This is a genomic window from Psychrobacillus sp. 05T411 (genome assembly GCF_056396485.1).
Genome location: NZ_JBFTLO010000027.1, coordinates 1 through 16,134 on the forward strand (window position 1 = coordinate 1; position 16,134 = coordinate 16,134).

General features: G+C 36.4%; 19 protein-coding genes. 15 read left to right on the forward strand and 4 right to left on the reverse strand.

The window, feature by feature from the left end:
- From AC1DFT_RS16660 to AC1DFT_RS16675, 4 genes are all read left to right on the forward strand, one after another.
- On the forward strand, nt 1–462 hold a 462-nt coding region (locus AC1DFT_RS16660; protein ID WP_478160074.1), incomplete at its 5' end, for a branched-chain amino acid ABC transporter permease.
- On the forward strand, nt 452–1,240 hold the full coding sequence (locus tag AC1DFT_RS16665) for an ABC transporter ATP-binding protein (protein ID WP_478160076.1): 789 nt from the start codon (nt 452–454) through the stop codon (nt 1,238–1,240). The genes AC1DFT_RS16660 and AC1DFT_RS16665, both read left to right, overlap by 11 nt.
- Nucleotides 1,233–1,940: an ABC transporter ATP-binding protein gene (locus AC1DFT_RS16670; RefSeq protein ID WP_478160161.1), complete on the forward strand. Its 708-nt coding sequence runs from the start codon at nt 1,233–1,235 to the stop codon at nt 1,938–1,940. The genes AC1DFT_RS16665 and AC1DFT_RS16670 overlap by 8 nt, the downstream gene beginning before the upstream one ends.
- Before the next feature lie 520 nt (nt 1,941–2,460).
- The gene (locus AC1DFT_RS16675) at nt 2,461–4,005 is read left to right on the forward strand and encodes a sensor domain-containing diguanylate cyclase (RefSeq protein ID WP_478160077.1); all 1,545 of its coding nucleotides are present in this window, start codon (nt 2,461–2,463) and stop codon (nt 4,003–4,005) included.
- A gap of 44 nt (nt 4,006–4,049) precedes the next feature.
- On the opposite strand, the gene AC1DFT_RS16680 is transcribed toward AC1DFT_RS16675, so the two are convergent.
- A complete protein-coding gene (locus AC1DFT_RS16680; protein WP_478160079.1) occupies nt 4,050–4,418 on the reverse strand; it encodes a hypothetical protein in 369 nt (122 codons plus the stop codon).
- 89 nt (nt 4,419–4,507) lie between these two features.
- Between AC1DFT_RS16680 and AC1DFT_RS16685 the strand changes: the two genes are divergently transcribed.
- Nucleotides 4,508–4,954 carry an OsmC family protein gene (locus AC1DFT_RS16685; protein WP_478160163.1) on the forward strand — a complete coding sequence of 149 codons (447 nt, stop codon included), beginning with the start codon at nt 4,508–4,510 and terminating at the stop codon, nt 4,952–4,954.
- A gap of 45 nt (nt 4,955–4,999) precedes the next feature.
- Here the strand turns inward: AC1DFT_RS16685 and trhA are convergent, their stop codons facing one another.
- Complete coding sequence (gene trhA / locus AC1DFT_RS16690) at nt 5,000–5,647, reverse strand: PAQR family membrane homeostasis protein TrhA (RefSeq protein WP_478160081.1); 648 nt, start codon at nt 5,645–5,647, stop codon at nt 5,000–5,002.
- Between the two features lie 133 nt (nt 5,648–5,780).
- Here trhA and AC1DFT_RS16695 point away from each other — a divergent pair, with 133 nt between their 5' ends.
- The 6 genes from AC1DFT_RS16695 (at nt 5,781) to AC1DFT_RS16720 (ending at nt 10,698) form a co-directional block, all read left to right on the forward strand.
- On the forward strand, nt 5,781–6,350 hold the full coding sequence (locus tag AC1DFT_RS16695) for a DUF1836 domain-containing protein (RefSeq protein ID WP_478160083.1): 570 nt from the start codon (nt 5,781–5,783) through the stop codon (nt 6,348–6,350).
- The gene (locus AC1DFT_RS16700; RefSeq protein WP_478160085.1) at nt 6,347–7,864 is read left to right on the forward strand and encodes an amidohydrolase; all 1,518 of its coding nucleotides are present in this window, start codon (nt 6,347–6,349) and stop codon (nt 7,862–7,864) included. Before AC1DFT_RS16695 ends, AC1DFT_RS16700 begins: the two co-directional genes overlap by 4 nt.
- Nucleotides 7,865–7,921: 57 nt before the next feature.
- Nucleotides 7,922–8,230, forward strand: coding sequence for a magnetosome magnetite crystal formation protein family (locus AC1DFT_RS16705; protein ID WP_478160087.1), 309 nt, complete (start codon nt 7,922–7,924; stop codon nt 8,228–8,230).
- Between the two features lie 27 nt (nt 8,231–8,257).
- Nucleotides 8,258–9,079 carry a type II pantothenate kinase gene (gene coaW / locus AC1DFT_RS16710; RefSeq protein ID WP_478160089.1) on the forward strand — a complete coding sequence of 274 codons (822 nt, stop codon included), beginning with the start codon at nt 8,258–8,260 and terminating at the stop codon, nt 9,077–9,079.
- Between the two features lie 165 nt (nt 9,080–9,244).
- The gene (locus tag AC1DFT_RS16715; protein WP_053589685.1) at nt 9,245–9,445 is read left to right on the forward strand and encodes a cold-shock protein; all 201 of its coding nucleotides are present in this window, start codon (nt 9,245–9,247) and stop codon (nt 9,443–9,445) included.
- A 788-nt stretch (nt 9,446–10,233) separates the two neighbouring features.
- Nucleotides 10,234–10,698, forward strand: coding sequence for an SRPBCC family protein (locus AC1DFT_RS16720; RefSeq protein WP_478160091.1), 465 nt, complete (start codon nt 10,234–10,236; stop codon nt 10,696–10,698).
- On the opposite strand, the gene AC1DFT_RS16725 is transcribed toward AC1DFT_RS16720, so the two are convergent.
- Nucleotides 10,695–11,093 (reverse strand): reverse transcriptase-like protein, encoded by a 399-nt coding sequence (locus AC1DFT_RS16725; RefSeq protein WP_478160093.1) that lies wholly within the window; start codon nt 11,091–11,093, stop codon nt 10,695–10,697. The two genes, AC1DFT_RS16720 and AC1DFT_RS16725, sit on opposite strands and share 4 nt — an antisense overlap.
- Nucleotides 11,094–11,204: 111 nt before the next feature.
- Between AC1DFT_RS16725 and AC1DFT_RS16730 the strand changes: the two genes are divergently transcribed.
- Nucleotides 11,205–11,381, forward strand: coding sequence for a zinc-finger domain-containing protein (locus AC1DFT_RS16730; RefSeq protein WP_478160095.1), 177 nt, complete (start codon nt 11,205–11,207; stop codon nt 11,379–11,381).
- 38 nt (nt 11,382–11,419) lie between these two features.
- Here the strand turns inward: AC1DFT_RS16730 and AC1DFT_RS16735 are convergent, their stop codons facing one another.
- Nucleotides 11,420–11,623, reverse strand: a complete 204-nt coding sequence (locus tag AC1DFT_RS16735) for a cold-shock protein (RefSeq protein WP_478160097.1) — start codon at nt 11,621–11,623, stop codon at nt 11,420–11,422.
- A 149-nt stretch (nt 11,624–11,772) separates the two neighbouring features.
- Between AC1DFT_RS16735 and AC1DFT_RS16740 the strand changes: the two genes are divergently transcribed.
- The 3 genes from AC1DFT_RS16740 (at nt 11,773) to AC1DFT_RS16750 (ending at nt 16,118) form a co-directional block, all read left to right on the forward strand.
- Nucleotides 11,773–13,452, forward strand: coding sequence for a formate--tetrahydrofolate ligase (locus AC1DFT_RS16740; RefSeq protein WP_478160099.1), 1,680 nt, complete (start codon nt 11,773–11,775; stop codon nt 13,450–13,452).
- Nucleotides 13,453–13,596: 144 nt separating this feature from the next.
- On the forward strand, nt 13,597–14,232 hold the full coding sequence (locus AC1DFT_RS16745) for an HD domain-containing protein (RefSeq protein WP_478160101.1): 636 nt from the start codon (nt 13,597–13,599) through the stop codon (nt 14,230–14,232).
- A complete protein-coding gene (locus tag AC1DFT_RS16750) occupies nt 14,229–16,118 on the forward strand; it encodes an ABC-F family ATP-binding cassette domain-containing protein (RefSeq protein ID WP_478160103.1) in 1,890 nt (629 codons plus the stop codon). The genes AC1DFT_RS16745 and AC1DFT_RS16750 overlap by 4 nt, the downstream gene beginning before the upstream one ends.
- Nucleotides 16,119–16,134 lie beyond the last annotated feature (16 nt).

Genomic DNA, 16,134 nt, shown 5'->3' on the forward strand with positions numbered 1-16,134 from the left:
ATCGTTATTGTCAATTTCACCAACTCCAGACATGGTTTAGCAGCGATTTCCGTAAGAGAAAATGAAATTGCGTCTGATGCGATGGGGATCAATACGACTTATTATAAGGTAATTGCATTTGCAATCGGCTCATTCTTTGCGGGAGTAGCGGGTGCTTTATTTTCACATAACTTTTATATTATCCAACCGAGTCAGTTCGGCTTTTTAAAGTCATTTGATATTTTAATTTTTGTTGTTCTAGGTGGTCTTGGTAGTCTATCAGGTGCTGTTCTTTCAGCCGTCTTATTAACYATAGTTTCTACCTATCTTCAAGGATATCCAGAAACTCGCATGATTATTTATAGTCTTGTATTAATTATAGTAATGTTATATCGACCTAAAGGATTAATGGGTACGATGGAAATTACGGATTACTTCAAACTTTGGAGAACACCTAAAGGAGGCGGCCAACATGGAAAATAAGCCTTTACTAGAGGTAAAAAATACCGGTATTCAGTTTGGTGGTTTAAAAGCTGTTCAAAACTTAAATATGGTATTAAATCAAGGAGAATTAGTTGGGCTTATTGGTCCCAATGGCGCTGGGAAAACGACTAGTTTTAACCTGCTAACTGGAGTTTATGTTCCTACTGAAGGAGATATCCTTTTTAATGGAGAACGGATTAATGGCTTACCTCCTTTTAAAGTGACTAGAAAAGGGGTTAGCCGTACCTTCCAAAATATCCGCCTTTTTAATGAACTTTCTGTATTAGATAATGTAAAAGTTGCTTATCACTCAATTGCTAAGCATTCTATCATCAGTTCTATTTTAAGACTTCCTTCCCATTTTTCTGGTGAAAAAGAAATGGAAGAAAAATCAATTGAATTTCTGAAAATTTTTAGTTTAGACAAGTATAAGGATGAGTTAGCAAAAAATTTACCGTATGGACAGCAAAGAAGATTAGAGATTGCTCGCGCCTTAGCAGCCAATCCAAAACTTCTTTTATTAGATGAACCTGCAGCAGGGATGAACCCACAAGAAACAAAGGATTTAATGGACTTAATTGCCTTTATTCGAAATAAGTTCGATTTGACTATTTTACTCATTGAACACGATATGAATTTAGTTATGGGTGTTTGTGAAAGAATTTATGTACTCGACCATGGTCAGCTTCTTGCGGAAGGATCACCGGAAGTGATTCGTAACCATCCTAAGGTTATTGAGGCTTATTTAGGGGAGGAAGTTCACGATGTCAATGCTTAAAGTGGAAAATATAGATGTATTTTACGGGAATATTCAAGCTCTTAAAGATGTGTCGATTGATGTAAATGAAGGTGAAATTGTAACGTTAATCGGTGCGAATGGTGCTGGGAAAAGTACCTTGCTGAAAACCTTGTCTGGCTTATTAAAACCGAAAAAAGGAAAAATTGAATTTCTGGATAAATCTATTTCTGGTAAACAAGCACAAACTATTGTAAAGTCGGGAATTTCACATGTTCCGGAAGGACGTCGTGTGTTCGCAAACCTAACAGTAGAAGAAAACTTAGAATTAGGCGCTTTTTTACGGAAGGATAAGGCTGGGATTCATAGTGATATGCAAAAAGTATATGAGATTTTCCCTAGGCTTTTGGAACGTAAAAAACAACTTTCAGGTACACTTTCCGGTGGAGAACAACAAATGCTCGCAATGGGTCGTGCAATTATGGCAAAGCCGAAACTAGTTTTACTTGATGAACCATCGATGGGGTTAGCTCCTTTAATGGTTAAAACAATCTTTCAAGTGATTGAAGATATTAACCGGGATGGTACAACTGTTTTATTGGTCGAACAAAACGCTAACATGGCCCTTTCTGTAGCGACTCGTGGCTATGTAATCGAAACTGGTAGAGTGGTTCTTTCTGGCCCTGCCAAAGAACTTCAAGCAAGTGAAGAAGTACGACAAGCGTATTTAGGTGGGCACTAATAATAAAGACTTTCACTAAGACATACTAACTTGGTGAAAGTTTTTTTATTGTTTAGGAAACTATAAAAGTTTAGATGTTTTTTATCTTGTACGTGATATAGGGATAATGTGTCGTAACTATTCTCGTTTCACTCCAAGTAAAGAGCTTTTTGAAAAAATGGTTGCTTTCATCGGCAAAATGGTTGCTCTCGCGCTTATTTGATTGCTTTCGGTATAAAATTGGTTGCTCACAACGACTGATTATTTGCCCTTATCCATTTACTAGAAATAAAAGTATAATAAACACTGCTTCCTCACAAGTTGGACTGATAAATAAGCAATTTATTGTGTTTTGCAGCGGAAATACCTTAAGACGTATTATTCCTAATATGTGCGTCATTCCATTCATCGTTTCCACTTGCTAAAATGTAGCAGAAACGGGAACTCGCGTATTTAATCTTAGAAAATGATTAATAGATTGGGTATGAGGGTAGTTCAAATGGTATAATCATTTGGAATGCTTTTTAGAGGGGAAAGTTAAATGAATAAAACACTCAAATTTTGGATACTCACACTGATTACTTTTACGATGATAGCTATTTTAAGTAGTTCCTTTTTTTCTGGCTATTTAGTTACGAAGAATAGTTTAATTGACAAATCGTTAGAGCAAAACGAAATGTATGCTTTAAAACTAGCGCAAATGTCCGAAGAAGTTTTTGAGACAATGCAAGCTAATTTAGAGGCAAGAAAAATAGATGTAATGGAACATATAGATAACCAAGAAGAACTAACCAATATACTAAACCAGTTATTAATAAGTGGAAAAAATTTCAACTCACTTTCTGTCATTGGAAATGATGGTGTCGCTATTGCTACTTCACCAAATGTGGGTATTACAGGTAATAAAATTGAATCTCCAGGTGTAGAGGAAGGACTTCGCACAAAAAAAAGTTTTATTTCAAAACCATATAAAGCTATAACCGGTAGACTTTTAATACTTGTGTCCATTCCATTATTTGATGATTCTAATACATATCTTGGTATGCTAAACGGGACGATTTATTTACAAGAAGAAAACTTTATTCACAATATTTTAGCGAGGCACTTTAGTGAAGATGGTTCCTATGTTTTTGTGGTCGATGAAGAAGGTACATTAATTTATCATCCGGAAAAAAATAGGATTGGGGAAGATGTTAGTGATAATGAAGTGATTCAAAGCCTATTGAAAGGCAAAAGAGGGTCTAAAGAAATATATAATACGAAAGGCGCCCATTTTTTAGCTGGATATTCCTATATTCCCGAAAGTCATTGGGGGATTGTTTCGCAAACTCCTTTTGACATTAGTCTACAACCGCTAAGTAGTATTATGACCAAAATGTTTTTTTACACGCTTCCATTTGTTATTTTGTTTTTTGTTTTAGCCTATTTGTTATCGGCTAGATTAGCTTCGCCTTTGAGGAAGTTAGCCATTTCTACGATGAATTCACAGCAGGGAGATATATCTGTTGAAAATTTAAATATTTCAACTTGGTATTTCGAAGCGAGACAACTGACGGAAACAATTGAGAATTATCGAAAACTCCAAGAGGAAGAAGTTGCAAATTTTAAGCATCAGTCGTTAACAGATCCGCTTACAGGATTGAAAAATAGAAGATATTCAGAGTTGTTCTTCAGTGATTTATTGGAACAAAAATGTATTTTTTCTATTATTAGTATAGATATTGATTATTTTAAAAAAGTGAATGATGTATTTGGTCATCAAACAGGGGACGAAACATTACAATTTTTAGCGCACAAAATGATGTCAGTCGTTTCGGAAAATGGTGTTTGTGTTCGACTGGGTGGAGAAGAGTTTGTTATCATATTACCAAATTGCATGGTAGATGAGGCATATGCACTTGCAGAAGAATTAAGAAAAGAAGTTGAAATGAGTATCCTACCGTTGAACAGAAGAATGACAATTTMTGCAGGTGTTGGAGAGTATAAAGCGAATAAAGAAACTGTGAGTGAACTTTTGAATCGGGTCGATGAGGCTTTGTATGTTGCCAAATCAGAAGGAAGAAATAGAACAGTTATTTCTCCTTAAAAAAAGAAGTTTTTCTCGCTATGAATGCGAAAAAAACTTCTTTTTTATTTACTCTTTTTCATCACATATAAAATACCTTCTACAATCAATCCTATTACTAAACCGAAAGAAGTAAAGATGAATAAGGATAGAATACCGACAAGATCACCAAATTCTTCTGTACCAGCAAGAAATGAACGAAATAATTCAATAAATCCAATGGCAAGACCTATTGTGAATATGTAAAATCCTTTATATAATTTATACATTAACAAAGCTGCAGCTATTACGCCGACAGCAACCGAAAATGCAGCAAAAGCGACGAAGTTCATAATAACTAAATCTTGACCAAGTACGTATTTTACCCCTAAAATAAGTAAAAACATGGATAAAAAAATCATTATACCAGCAATTTTATTGTATTTTTTCAGCAAGTGCATTCCCTTCTTTCTCAACACTAATCATACTGGAATTCATTTGTTTTTCCAACTACTAGAATAATACTTTGAAAGGAATGATAGAGATAACAGAACATTATTTTCAACTTAAAGCGAGTTGGCCAGGCAATCGAAATGATGTAGGAGAAATTCAAGCGGAGCATTTATCTACAAAAGTATCCATTCCAAAAGAGATGGATGGCCCTGGAATTGGGACAAATCCTGATGAAATGCTACTTGGAGCTGCGGCGACATGTTATATTATTACGCTTGCAGCGATGCTTGAACGTAGTAAAATAGCAAAAAACTCTCTTAACATGGAATCAACCGCAGTAGTCGATGTGACGAATGGCGTGTTCACATACAAAAAGATCATCCATCGACCAGTGATTGTCATTGAAAATGAAAAAGATCGAGCAATGACGCTGAAACTAGCTCAAAAAGCCGAAACGTCCTGTATGATTAGCCGTGCAATACAAGGAAACGTAGAATTACAATTGGAGCCAACTATTTTGGTTAATTTGAAACAGTAAACGAAAATAGCTCTTTGACTTTATTTGGTCAAAGGGCTATTTCTATTAAATAACATATTCAAACACACAAATGAAATGACTTATTGTCCCTAATAAAATGAAAATATGAAAGATTTCATGGAATCCTAACTTTTTGATAAAAGGTATATTAGGCTTCACACCGTAAATAATCCCACCAATTGTATAAAATACGCCCCCTGCGATTAAAAAGAAAAGACCTTGCGCCCCAAGCGCTCCTGCAAGTGGAGAAGCTAAAAAGACAATTATCCATCCCATTCCAATATATAAAACAGTAGAAACCCATCGTGGACAATTGAACCAAATCATCTTAAACAATATCCCGCTAATCGCCATAATTGAAATGATACTAAACAATGTATAGCCTGTAGTACCTTTTAATGCGATCAAACAAAACGGGGCATATGTACCTGCTATCAATAAATAAATCATCGAATGATCCAATCGTCGTAATATGTGAATCACATGATCTTTTGCGATAACCATATGATAAGTTGCTGATGAGGCGTACAGTAGAATCATACTAACTCCAAATAGAACGAGTGCAGTAATCGTTAAACCTGATGCATCTAGTTCGTTTCCTTTCATAATCATTGCGATTAAAGCAAAAACGCCAAGAATTGCGCCAAAAAGATGTGATAATGCATTAAATGGTTCTCTTATAAACTTCTCCAATAAAATACCTCCATAACATCACGTAGTTTTTATAACTACTTAATATAATATACTCATCACAATAGATAGTCAATGTTTACTGAAAACTCTTTTTACGATACGATAAGAACAAGCTAGCAACGGAGGAATTTACATGAACAAATCAGAAGAACTCAACAATAAACTAGGACTTGATACGACCATACATGCCGAAGAAATACCCGATATCGATTTATATATGGATCAAGTAATTCAATTATTTGATTCGAAGTTTGGTCCAACCCTTCGAAATACGGATGAAAAAGTATTAACAAAAACAATGATCAATAACTATGCCAAAGGAAAATTATTCATTCCAATCAAAAACAAAAAATATTCCAAGCAGCACATTATGTTAATAAACTTAATCTATCAATTAAAAGGAGCACTTTCTATTAATGATATTAAGACGACGATGGATCCAATCAATGAAAAAATAGGCGATGATCAATTCAATTTAGAAGATTTTTATAGGCATTCTGTTGCATTACAACAAGCGAATGCGAAAAGTTTTTTTGATGAAATGCACGCGCATGAACAAGAAATTGACCAATTTGAATTGGAGGATGATTTGAAGCATTTATTATTAATAACGTCACTTGCCAATATGAGTAATGCCTATCGCAAAGCAGCTGAATTATTAGTGGACGAATTAATCGCCAATAAAAAGGAGCCTAAAAAATGAAAACACTTTGGACAGACGGAACTATTTTTACCATGCACGCAGAAGGAGAAAAAGTAGAGGCTGTATTAGTAGAAAACGGAAAGATTGTACGAACTGGAACGAAAGATCAATTAAGTCATTTAGCGGATCAGATTCATTCGCTACAAGGTGCTGTCATGTACCCAGGTTTTGTAGATAGTCATATCCACTTAATTGGCCATGGAGAAAAATTAAGTTATTTAGATTTATCTTCATTTACTTCCATTCAAACCATGGCGACTGAAGTAAACGAACGTGCCAAGGAAGGGGAATGGTATGTTGCAGAAGGTTGGAATGATAATATATTAGTAGAAAATAGACCGATTACATGTAAAGATTTACAGGTTGTAACAGAAACTCCGGTCGTTTTAAAGCGAATTTGTAGACATGTGCTTGTAGCAAACACGAAAGCAATGGAATTAGCTGGAATTACCAAAGACACTCCAAATCCGGTAGGTGGTATTATCGGCAAAGATGAGGATGGGAATTTAAACGGACTATTTTATGACGAAGCACAACAATTAATTACAAGCCATATTCCAGCAGTAACAACCGAATATTTGCAACAAGTCATTCAAGCAAGTGTCGCTGATTTACAAGCAAAAGGACTAACGGGCGTGCATACAGAGGACATGGCATATTATGGTCCATACACCGTTCCGCTAGAAGCATATCGCCATACAATAGGAACAAATTTTAGAATCCATTTACTTCGCCACCACGAAGTATTTGAACAAATGCAAGGGGAAGAACCGGCTGACTTTATCGAATTTGGAGCGATGAAAATATTTATCGATGGGTCACTTGGTGGACATACCGCTTTATTGTTAGAAGATTATTCCGATTTTCCTGGGAATAAAGGAGTCGCCGTCCACGACACGGAAAAATTAGAAAATCTAGTGAAGCTAGCAAGAAAATACAATGAAAATATTGCTGTTCACGTCATTGGAGATAAAGCGGTAGAGATCATTTTAGATGTAATCGAAAAATACCCTGCCCCGATTGGTAAAAAAGACAGACTGATTCATGTGAATGTTCTTACGGATGCCTTAATATACAGAATGGCAAAATTACCAGTAGTTTTAGATATTCAACCGATGTTCGTTCCTTCTGACTTTCCGTGGGTGAAGGATCGTTTAGGAGAAGAACGTTTAACATTGGCATATGCATGGAAAACGCTACTAGATAAAGGGTTTGATTGCTCAGGTGGCTCGGATTCCCCAATCGAGCTTGCAGATCCATTATTAGGGATGGATGCAGCGGCAAATAACAGATACTTACCAAATCAGGAACTAACCGCATTTGAAGCAATCTCCTTATTTACAACCGGTAGTGCAAAAGCAATTGGTAAAGAAGAGGTAAGGGGCAAAATTATAAATGGTTATGATGCTGATTTTACGATTGTTGACCAAGTGTTAACAAAAGAATCATTTACTACAACGAAAATAATGCATACAGTTGTCAATGGAGAAATTGTTTTTAGTAGAAAAAAATGAAACTTTTTGTCTCTTTCTATCGTAAATAAGAAAAAAGAGAAAGGAGTTCGATTTTACATGCAAAATACAGGCTTAAAAGTGTTACTTCATGCAAGTACTTGGTTCGCTCCATTTCTTGTCCCTTTTATCTTATATTTAGTTGTGGATGATGATGAGGTTAAGAAGCTTTCTATACAGGCGGTACTATTTCAACTAGTGATATCGGTATTAATCACTATCTCTATTTTTTTAATTTTTTTCTTAATAGGTATCCCTATGCTTATTATTTTTGGTATAATGGCATTTGTTGTTCCAATTATCGGAATAATTAAAGCGATTAATGGAGACAAGTTTAATTACCCAATCGTTGGTACTTGGATTAAATAAGTCTCCTCATATAAAAGGGGAATAAGTATGACTACTAGAATTGGAATTGATGCAGGTGGAACGTTAACGAAAATTGCTTATTGGGATGAAAAAAAGGAGATGTCATTTCATAAATTTCCTTCATCCGATCTAAATGCCGTAAAGGATTGGCTAGATACAAATCACTCGTTAGCATCTATCTGCCTCACTGGTGGTCGAGCAGAACAGTTAAAGAAATATCTTTCATCGAAAAATGAAATCCCTTACATAGTGGAATTTGATGCGACAATGAACGGAGTCATGTATCAACTAAAAGAAGAAGTCATTTCAAGTGATTCCGCAATAATTGCCAATATTGGCACCGGCACTTCTATACATATTATGCAAGGTGATACACATAGTCGTATTGGGGGAACTGGAGTTGGCGGGGGAACGCTGCTTGGCTTAGGTTCCGCTTTAACAGGGATTAATGATTACAAAGATACAATTGAGCTATCCAAAGAAGGAAAGCGCAGTTCAATTGATATTTTAGTAAGTGATATATACCAACACAATAAACTTCCTATTAAAGGTTCATTAACAGCAAGTAATTTTGGCGGGATTACGCTGAAATCAGAAGAAGCCAGAAATCATTCCGATTTGTTAGCTGGTGTACAAGGGATAATTGGCGAAGTAGTAGCTACGCTTTGCATTCAAGCAGCTGATGCTCATCAAGTAGAAGATATTATTTATATTGGTTCAACCTTAGAAGAAAATGAATTACTACAACAAATTATTGAATCCTATACGGTTTTAAAGGAGAAAAAACCAATCTTTTTAGAAAAACATGGTTACAGCGGAGCGATTGGTGCATTGTTAGAAAACAAATAAAAAGAATGGTGTATATCTGTTGCTTTATTGGAGAGTGCGTGTTATATTTAAAGAGGATTATTTTTGTTCGGTTAGTTAGTAGGTGGCAACACTTTTACTTAACAGTGTTGAGCAAGGATAGTAACAAAATGTGTGCGTCAAATTGCACACGAGGAGGAAACAAACATGGAACAAGGTAAAGTAAAATGGTTTAACTCAGAAAAAGGATTCGGATTCATCGAGCGCGAAGGCGGAGACGACGTATTCGTTCACTTCTCAGCTATCCAAAGCGAAGGTTTCAAATCTCTTGACGAAGGTCAAGAAGTAACTTTTGAAATCGAGCAAGGCCAACGTGGTCTTCAAGCTACTAACGTAGTAAAAGCTTAATTTTAAACCTAAACTTTAACAGACTCTCTTAGGGGAGTCTGTTTTTTTGTTTTGGAAACTAGAACAACTTTGACGTAAGGTTAACATTTTAAAGTAAGATGAGACTTTTTTTATTGAACGTGATTTAGGGATACTGCGTCATAAAGTGACCGTTAGCCTTCGTGCTTACCGCACCTTGCATGAGCCAACTCGTGTTGCACACGAGTGGGTCTCATGACTGCGGCTCATGCGGTCCGATGCGCTACGGCAAAAGTATCCGCTCTATTTATCTGGAGATGATTGTTCATTTATAAATACTGCGTCAAATTCCTGGTCGTCTCAATCCAAGTAAAGAGCTATTTTAAGAATTGGTTGCTTTCACTAGTAATTTGATTGCTCTCCGAGTAGAACTGGTTGCTTTCAATAACCGATTGATTGCCCTAATCCACTTATTGGATTTTGACATTCAAAATGTATAAAATTTCATTTTGAGCAAGTTGATACTAAATAAGCAAGCAATTTTCCATTGATTTTCGCTGCAGATGGCGACTCCTGTGGGATCAAGTGAGTAAGATGAGACTTCACAACGTACGCGCAGCGGCGGTGAAGGCTCATCACTCACCCCACGGAAAGCGTCCGTCCTGCAGCGAAAATCACAGCGTTCACCTAATAGAACTCTCTAAGAAGCATTATCCCTATAATGTGTACCATACTCATTTGCTTGGTGGTGCAAACATAGGCGCCTGCGCTTTTCTTATGGTATTATTATATAAAAAACAATATAATTCTAGTTCTAGGAGCAAAAAGAAATGAAAAAGTGGAAAAAAGAAATTAGTATAAACGTTCCAATTGAATTTGCTTGGTCCTATTTATATGGGGATGTAGAAAAAAAGAAAAAAATCTTTCCAAAAGTAGTGGAAGAGGATTATATAAAGCAAACGGAGCAAGTAGTTGGATCTCTTATCCGCCAAACGTATCAAAACGGTTCATTAACGGAACAATATGACATAACGATTCAAAAATATAAAGACGAGCAAAATTATAAAATGATTCAGGAGCACTTTCTATTGAATGATCGCTTTCGAATGACCATCGACTATGAACTGCAAAAGGAAGACGATGTAACGACAAAGTTCATCTATACTTCCGTAAATAAGCCTAAAAATCCGTTGTTCAGCATCTTTCAGTTATTTGGAAGTGATGAAGTAATCGTTCGCTTTATGAACCGCACAAAAGAGACGATGGAAGCTGCATACAAAACAACTGCCAATTAACCTTTGGGCAGTTGTTTTAAAACGGCTTGTCTAGCCAATGCATGGGCCGCTTTGTTTTGATCATCGGGAATCCATTTGATGAAAAATAAATCAAATGTATCAATAATTGCTAAAATTTTTTCTAAGATTGCTGCAAATTCCGCGTTTTTCGCATAACGCTTCTCCACAGCAGCAAGTACGATTTGGGAATCGGTTCGAACTGACACAATAGTAGGAGACAGCTTTTGTGCTTCTTCTACTCCTCTTAGTAAAGCGATAAATTCTGTTGTATGATTTGAGTATTGTCCGATGAACTCGCTAAACTGTAAATGATGTCCTTCTCCTTTAATGAAAATGCCGATTCCGCTTGGACCTGGATTTCCCGTAGTCGAGCCATCAATATAAACTTCTAACATGTCATTCTCCTTTAAAATATTGTTACTTTCTAGTCTGAACTACTTATAGTATACTTGCAAACAAAAGAAACATAATAGTACAATTATGCATGTAGCGAGGAGCGTAAACGAATGAAAAACATACAAATTATAAATGAAATTGATCATATATTGCAAACGTATTGTGATGGATGTTTTGTCCGAACACAGCTTCGAAAAGAAAAAGGCAAAACAATCGCACATCAGTTCTGTATTCATGGCTGTACAGTTGGAGAAGAAATTAAGCTAAAAGGAGAAAAACTCCAATAAAAAAATCCCACGACCATTTGTCGCGGGAAGAATCGTTTCTAACTATTTTTAATAACGTTTGCAGCTTGAGGTCCACGGTTTCCTTCAACGATTTCGAATGTTACTTCTTGTCCCTCGTCGAGAGCACGAAAGCCATCGCCTTGAATACCTGTAAAATGGACGAATACGTCTTCTCCATCATTATACTCGATAAATCCATAGCCTTTTTCATTATTAAACCATTTTACTTTCCCCTGTTGCATAAACGTTCCTCCCTCGGTCCACTAAAAATTCTGATAATGGATAAATATACTATACAGTAAATGACAACTATCGTCAATAATATGTCGAATTTATACTGTTATATTCACTTAACGCCACGTATAATTAAGAAAAAAAGGTTGGGATATATATGAATGTTAACATAGAGCCACTATCTGATTTAAGTATAGCCAAAAATGCCAAAATGCAACCAATACGGAAAATTTCGGATAAATTAGGAATTCCAATAGAAGCTTTAGAACAATATGGAAACTACAAAGCCAAAATTGATCCAACAAAAATAGTAGCTAAAACAAAGGTAGGTAAAGTTGTGCTCGTAACAGCAATAAGCCCTACCGCTGCGGGAGAAGGCAAGTCTACCGTAACCGTTGGACTAGCAGACGCGTTGAAAAAAATAGGACAATCTGTTGTAGTAGCGCTTCGTGAACCATCCCTAGGTCCAGTGATGGGTGTAAAGGGCGGAGCAACTGGCGGAGGTTTTGCACAAGTTCTACCTATGGAAGAGATAAATCTGCATTTCAATGGGGATTTACATGCAATAACGACTGCCAATAATGCATTAGCTGCAATGATTGATAATCATATTCATCAAGGAAATGAATTGCAAATTGATCCGAGAAGAATTATTTGGAAACGTGTGCTTGATATGAATGATCGAGCATTACGTCATATTACGATCGGTCTAGGTGGTCCTGCCCAAGGAGTTCCGCGAGAAGACGGATTTGATATTACGGTAGCTTCTGAAATTATGGCAATTCTTTGTTTGGCTAAGGATTTAGCGGATTTAAAGGAAAGACTAGCGCAAATCGTCATCGGTTATACATATGCAAAAGAACCTATAACTGTGCGTGCTTTAGGAGTGGAAGGTGCACTTACTTTATTGTTAAAAGAAGCACTTAAGCCTAACTTAGTGCAAACAATCGAAGGGACACCTGCTTTGATACACGGCGGACCTTTTGCCAATATCGCACATGGTTGTAATTCTATTATTGCGACGAAAACAGCGATGAATTTAGCGGATGTCGTCGTGACAGAAGCCGGATTTGGTGCAGATTTAGGTGCGGAGAAGTTTATGCATATTAAATCACGTCAAGGTAATTTATCACCTGACGCAGTTGTTATTGTGGCAACGATTCGAGCGCTTAAAATGCAAGGTGGAAAACAAAAAGAATTGTTAAAGGAAGAAGACGTAGACGCACTTCTGAATGGAACTAACAACCTAGAAAAGCATATTGAAACGATTCGAGCTTTCGGTATCGAGCCAGTTGTTGCCTTGAATAAATTCTTCACCGATACAGATGCAGAACTAAATGCCTTACTCGCATGGTGTAAAGAAAGAAATATAGCGATTGCTTTAACCGAAGTTTGGGAAAAAGGCGGAGCAGGTGGAGTGGAGCTTGCAAATTTAGTATTAAACGAATTAGAGAAGCCATCTAACTTTGCCCCTTTATACAGTGTTTCCGATACGATTGAACAGAAAGTTCGAACGATTGTTCAGCAAGTGTATGGTGGAAAAGATGTTGTATTTACAGATGCTGCCCAAAAACAAATTGATCAAATAACCGCATACGGATGGGATGCACTTCCGATTTGTATGGCGAAAACACAATATTCTTTATCCGATCAACCCAAATTATTAGGAAGACCGACCGACTTTATCATCACAGTTCGAGAAGTTATTCCCAAACTAGGAGCAGGATTTTTAGTATGTTTAACTGGAGATATTATGACAATGCCAGGACTACCTAAAAAACCAGCCGCATTAAATATGGACGTTTCCGAAGATGGAAGTGCAATTGGATTATTTTAACTAGATTTAGTATTTTTTTCTGACGATGAAGGGAAAGAAGTGGAAAACTTATTTGATTAAAGAAGAAAGACTGCTCAAATAGCGGTCTTTTTTCGTTTTATTCGCTATAATGGAGAAGGTAGAACATATAAGGGGTAAAAAACGATGAATCCAATACAACAATGCGAACAATTAGTCAAAGAAGTATATAAGCATTTTGATGCAAGTCATGATTTCCAACATATCGAAAGAGTGCGTAAAAATGCGTTTGAAATAGCTACTTCCGAACCTACAGCGGACCTAGAACTTATCGAGTTAGCAGTACTTTTACATGACGTGAGTGATCCAAAATACGCTACAGGTGAAGAAAAGCAGGAAGAAGATAGAATCCTCCGCCTAATTGGTTTATCTGAAGAAAAAGTGGAGCAACTTAAAACACTTATTAAATCTATCTCCTTTAATGGAGGAAATGAACTAACGGCTGATACGATAGAAGCACAAATCGTTCGGGATGCAGACCGATTAGATGCAATCGGAGCAGTAGGAATTGCGCGTACATTTGCTTACGGTGGAGCGAAAGGTAGAAAATTATACGATGCAGATGAAACACCAAGAGACAATATGTCTGTAGAAGAATATCGCTCCAAAGAAACAGCATCTGTAACGCATTTTTACGAAAAACTATTAAAACTAGCTGACGGAATGCTGACGGAAAAAGGAAAAGAACTTGCAAAAGAACGACATGCATTTATGGAATTATTTTTGCAAAACTTGAGAACAGAAACAGGGGAACATATATGAGTCATTTAATCATTTCAAACTTAACAAAAACAGTTGGAGAGAAAACGCTGTTTGAAAATATTAGCTTTACGATAAACGATCATAATCGGGCTGGCTTAATAGGTATTAACGGTACTGGTAAATCTACATTCCTATCGATAATTGCTGGTCAATTAGAGGCAGATTCTATAGATCGTGATCATCCAAACAAGTACAGAGTAGCGTATTTAGAACAGCAACCAGTATTCGATAAAGATGAAACCGTTCTGCAAACAGTATTTGGTGGAGATTCTCCTATTTTAAAAATCAACCGAGAATATGAAGAAGCATTAATTGCTTTAATGGAAGATTCGAGTTCAACTGAACGCCAAAACAAACTGATGGACTTACAACAAAAGATGGATGATTTGCAGGCATGGGATGTCAATGCACTTGCGAAAACGGCATTAACGAAACTAGGCATTACGCAATACGAAGATTCTATTCTTCATCTATCAGGTGGTCAACAAAAAAGAGTGGCACTTGCAAAAGTATTAATTGAACCTGCAGATTTACTATTACTAGATGAACCTACCAACCATTTGGATAAAGAATCGACGGATTGGTTACAAGACATGCTTCAACGAGTGGAAGGCTCCATTATCTTTGTCACGCATGATCGTTATTTTTTAGATGCAGTGGCAACACATATATATGAACTTGCTGATAAAACACTTTACACGCATACAGGGAATTATGCTGATTATTTAGAGTCAAAAGCGCTACGAGAAGAAATGAATGTAGCATCTCAACAAAAGCTTCAAAACTTATACCGCAATGAATTAAAATGGATTCGAAGAGGAGCAAAAGCAAGATCGACCAAACAAAAAGCAAGAAAAGATCGATTTGAAGAAATTGATTCAAAAATTGATCGCAATAATTCTAATCAAAATCTAGATTTAGAAATGGCGACAACTAGACTTGGTAAGCAAGTATTAGAAGGAATAAACATTTCGAAAAGATTTGATTCCAAGAAAATCGTAGAAGATTTTTCATTTTTATTACAAGCGGGAGACCGTATTGGAATCGTTGGACCTAATGGTGTAGGGAAAAGTACATTACTTAAAATGCTAGCAAGAGAAATACCAATGGATTCCGGTGAGATAATTGTAGGTTCAACAGTAAAGCTCATGCATTTTTCTCAGCAATTACCGAAGTTGGATGAACAGACGAGAATGATCGAATATGTACGAGAATCTTCTAACTTAATCGAAACAGGTTCTGGTGAAAAGTTTTCTGCTGCACAAATGTTAGAACGATTTTTATTCCCATTAAACACACATGGTACACAAATTGGGAAGCTTTCCGGTGGAGAGAAAAAACGATTAGTATTGCTGAAAATGTTAATGGAACAGCCCAATGTCCTATTTATGGATGAGCCAACCAATGATTTAGATATTCAAACGCTGTCTGTTTTAGAAGACTTTATGGAATCTTTCCCAGGTGTAATTGTGACGATTTCCCATGACCGGTTTTTCTTGGATCGTATAGCAAAAAAGCTATGGGTATTAAATGGGGACGGTTCTGTGAAAGAGTGGTTAGGAGTTTATTCCGATTTCTTGGACGTAAAAGAAGAAGCCCCAATGGAACAGATGGTAGAAGAAGTGAAAGTAATAGAAGAGCCGCCTGTTAAAGAGGCAAAAGAGAAAAAGAAAATGTCCTATAAAGAACAACGAGAATGGGAAACAATCGGCAAGGAAATCGAAAAAACAGAGCAACTAATTACAGAACTTGAAGAGAAGATTTTAACAGCTGGCTCCGATTTTACACTATTGCAGGAACTAACGGACAAGCTGGAACAAACGAATAGCACATATGAACAATTAATAGAGAGATGGTCTTATTTAGACGAAATCGCTTCGACTTAATATAATTTTCTGGAGG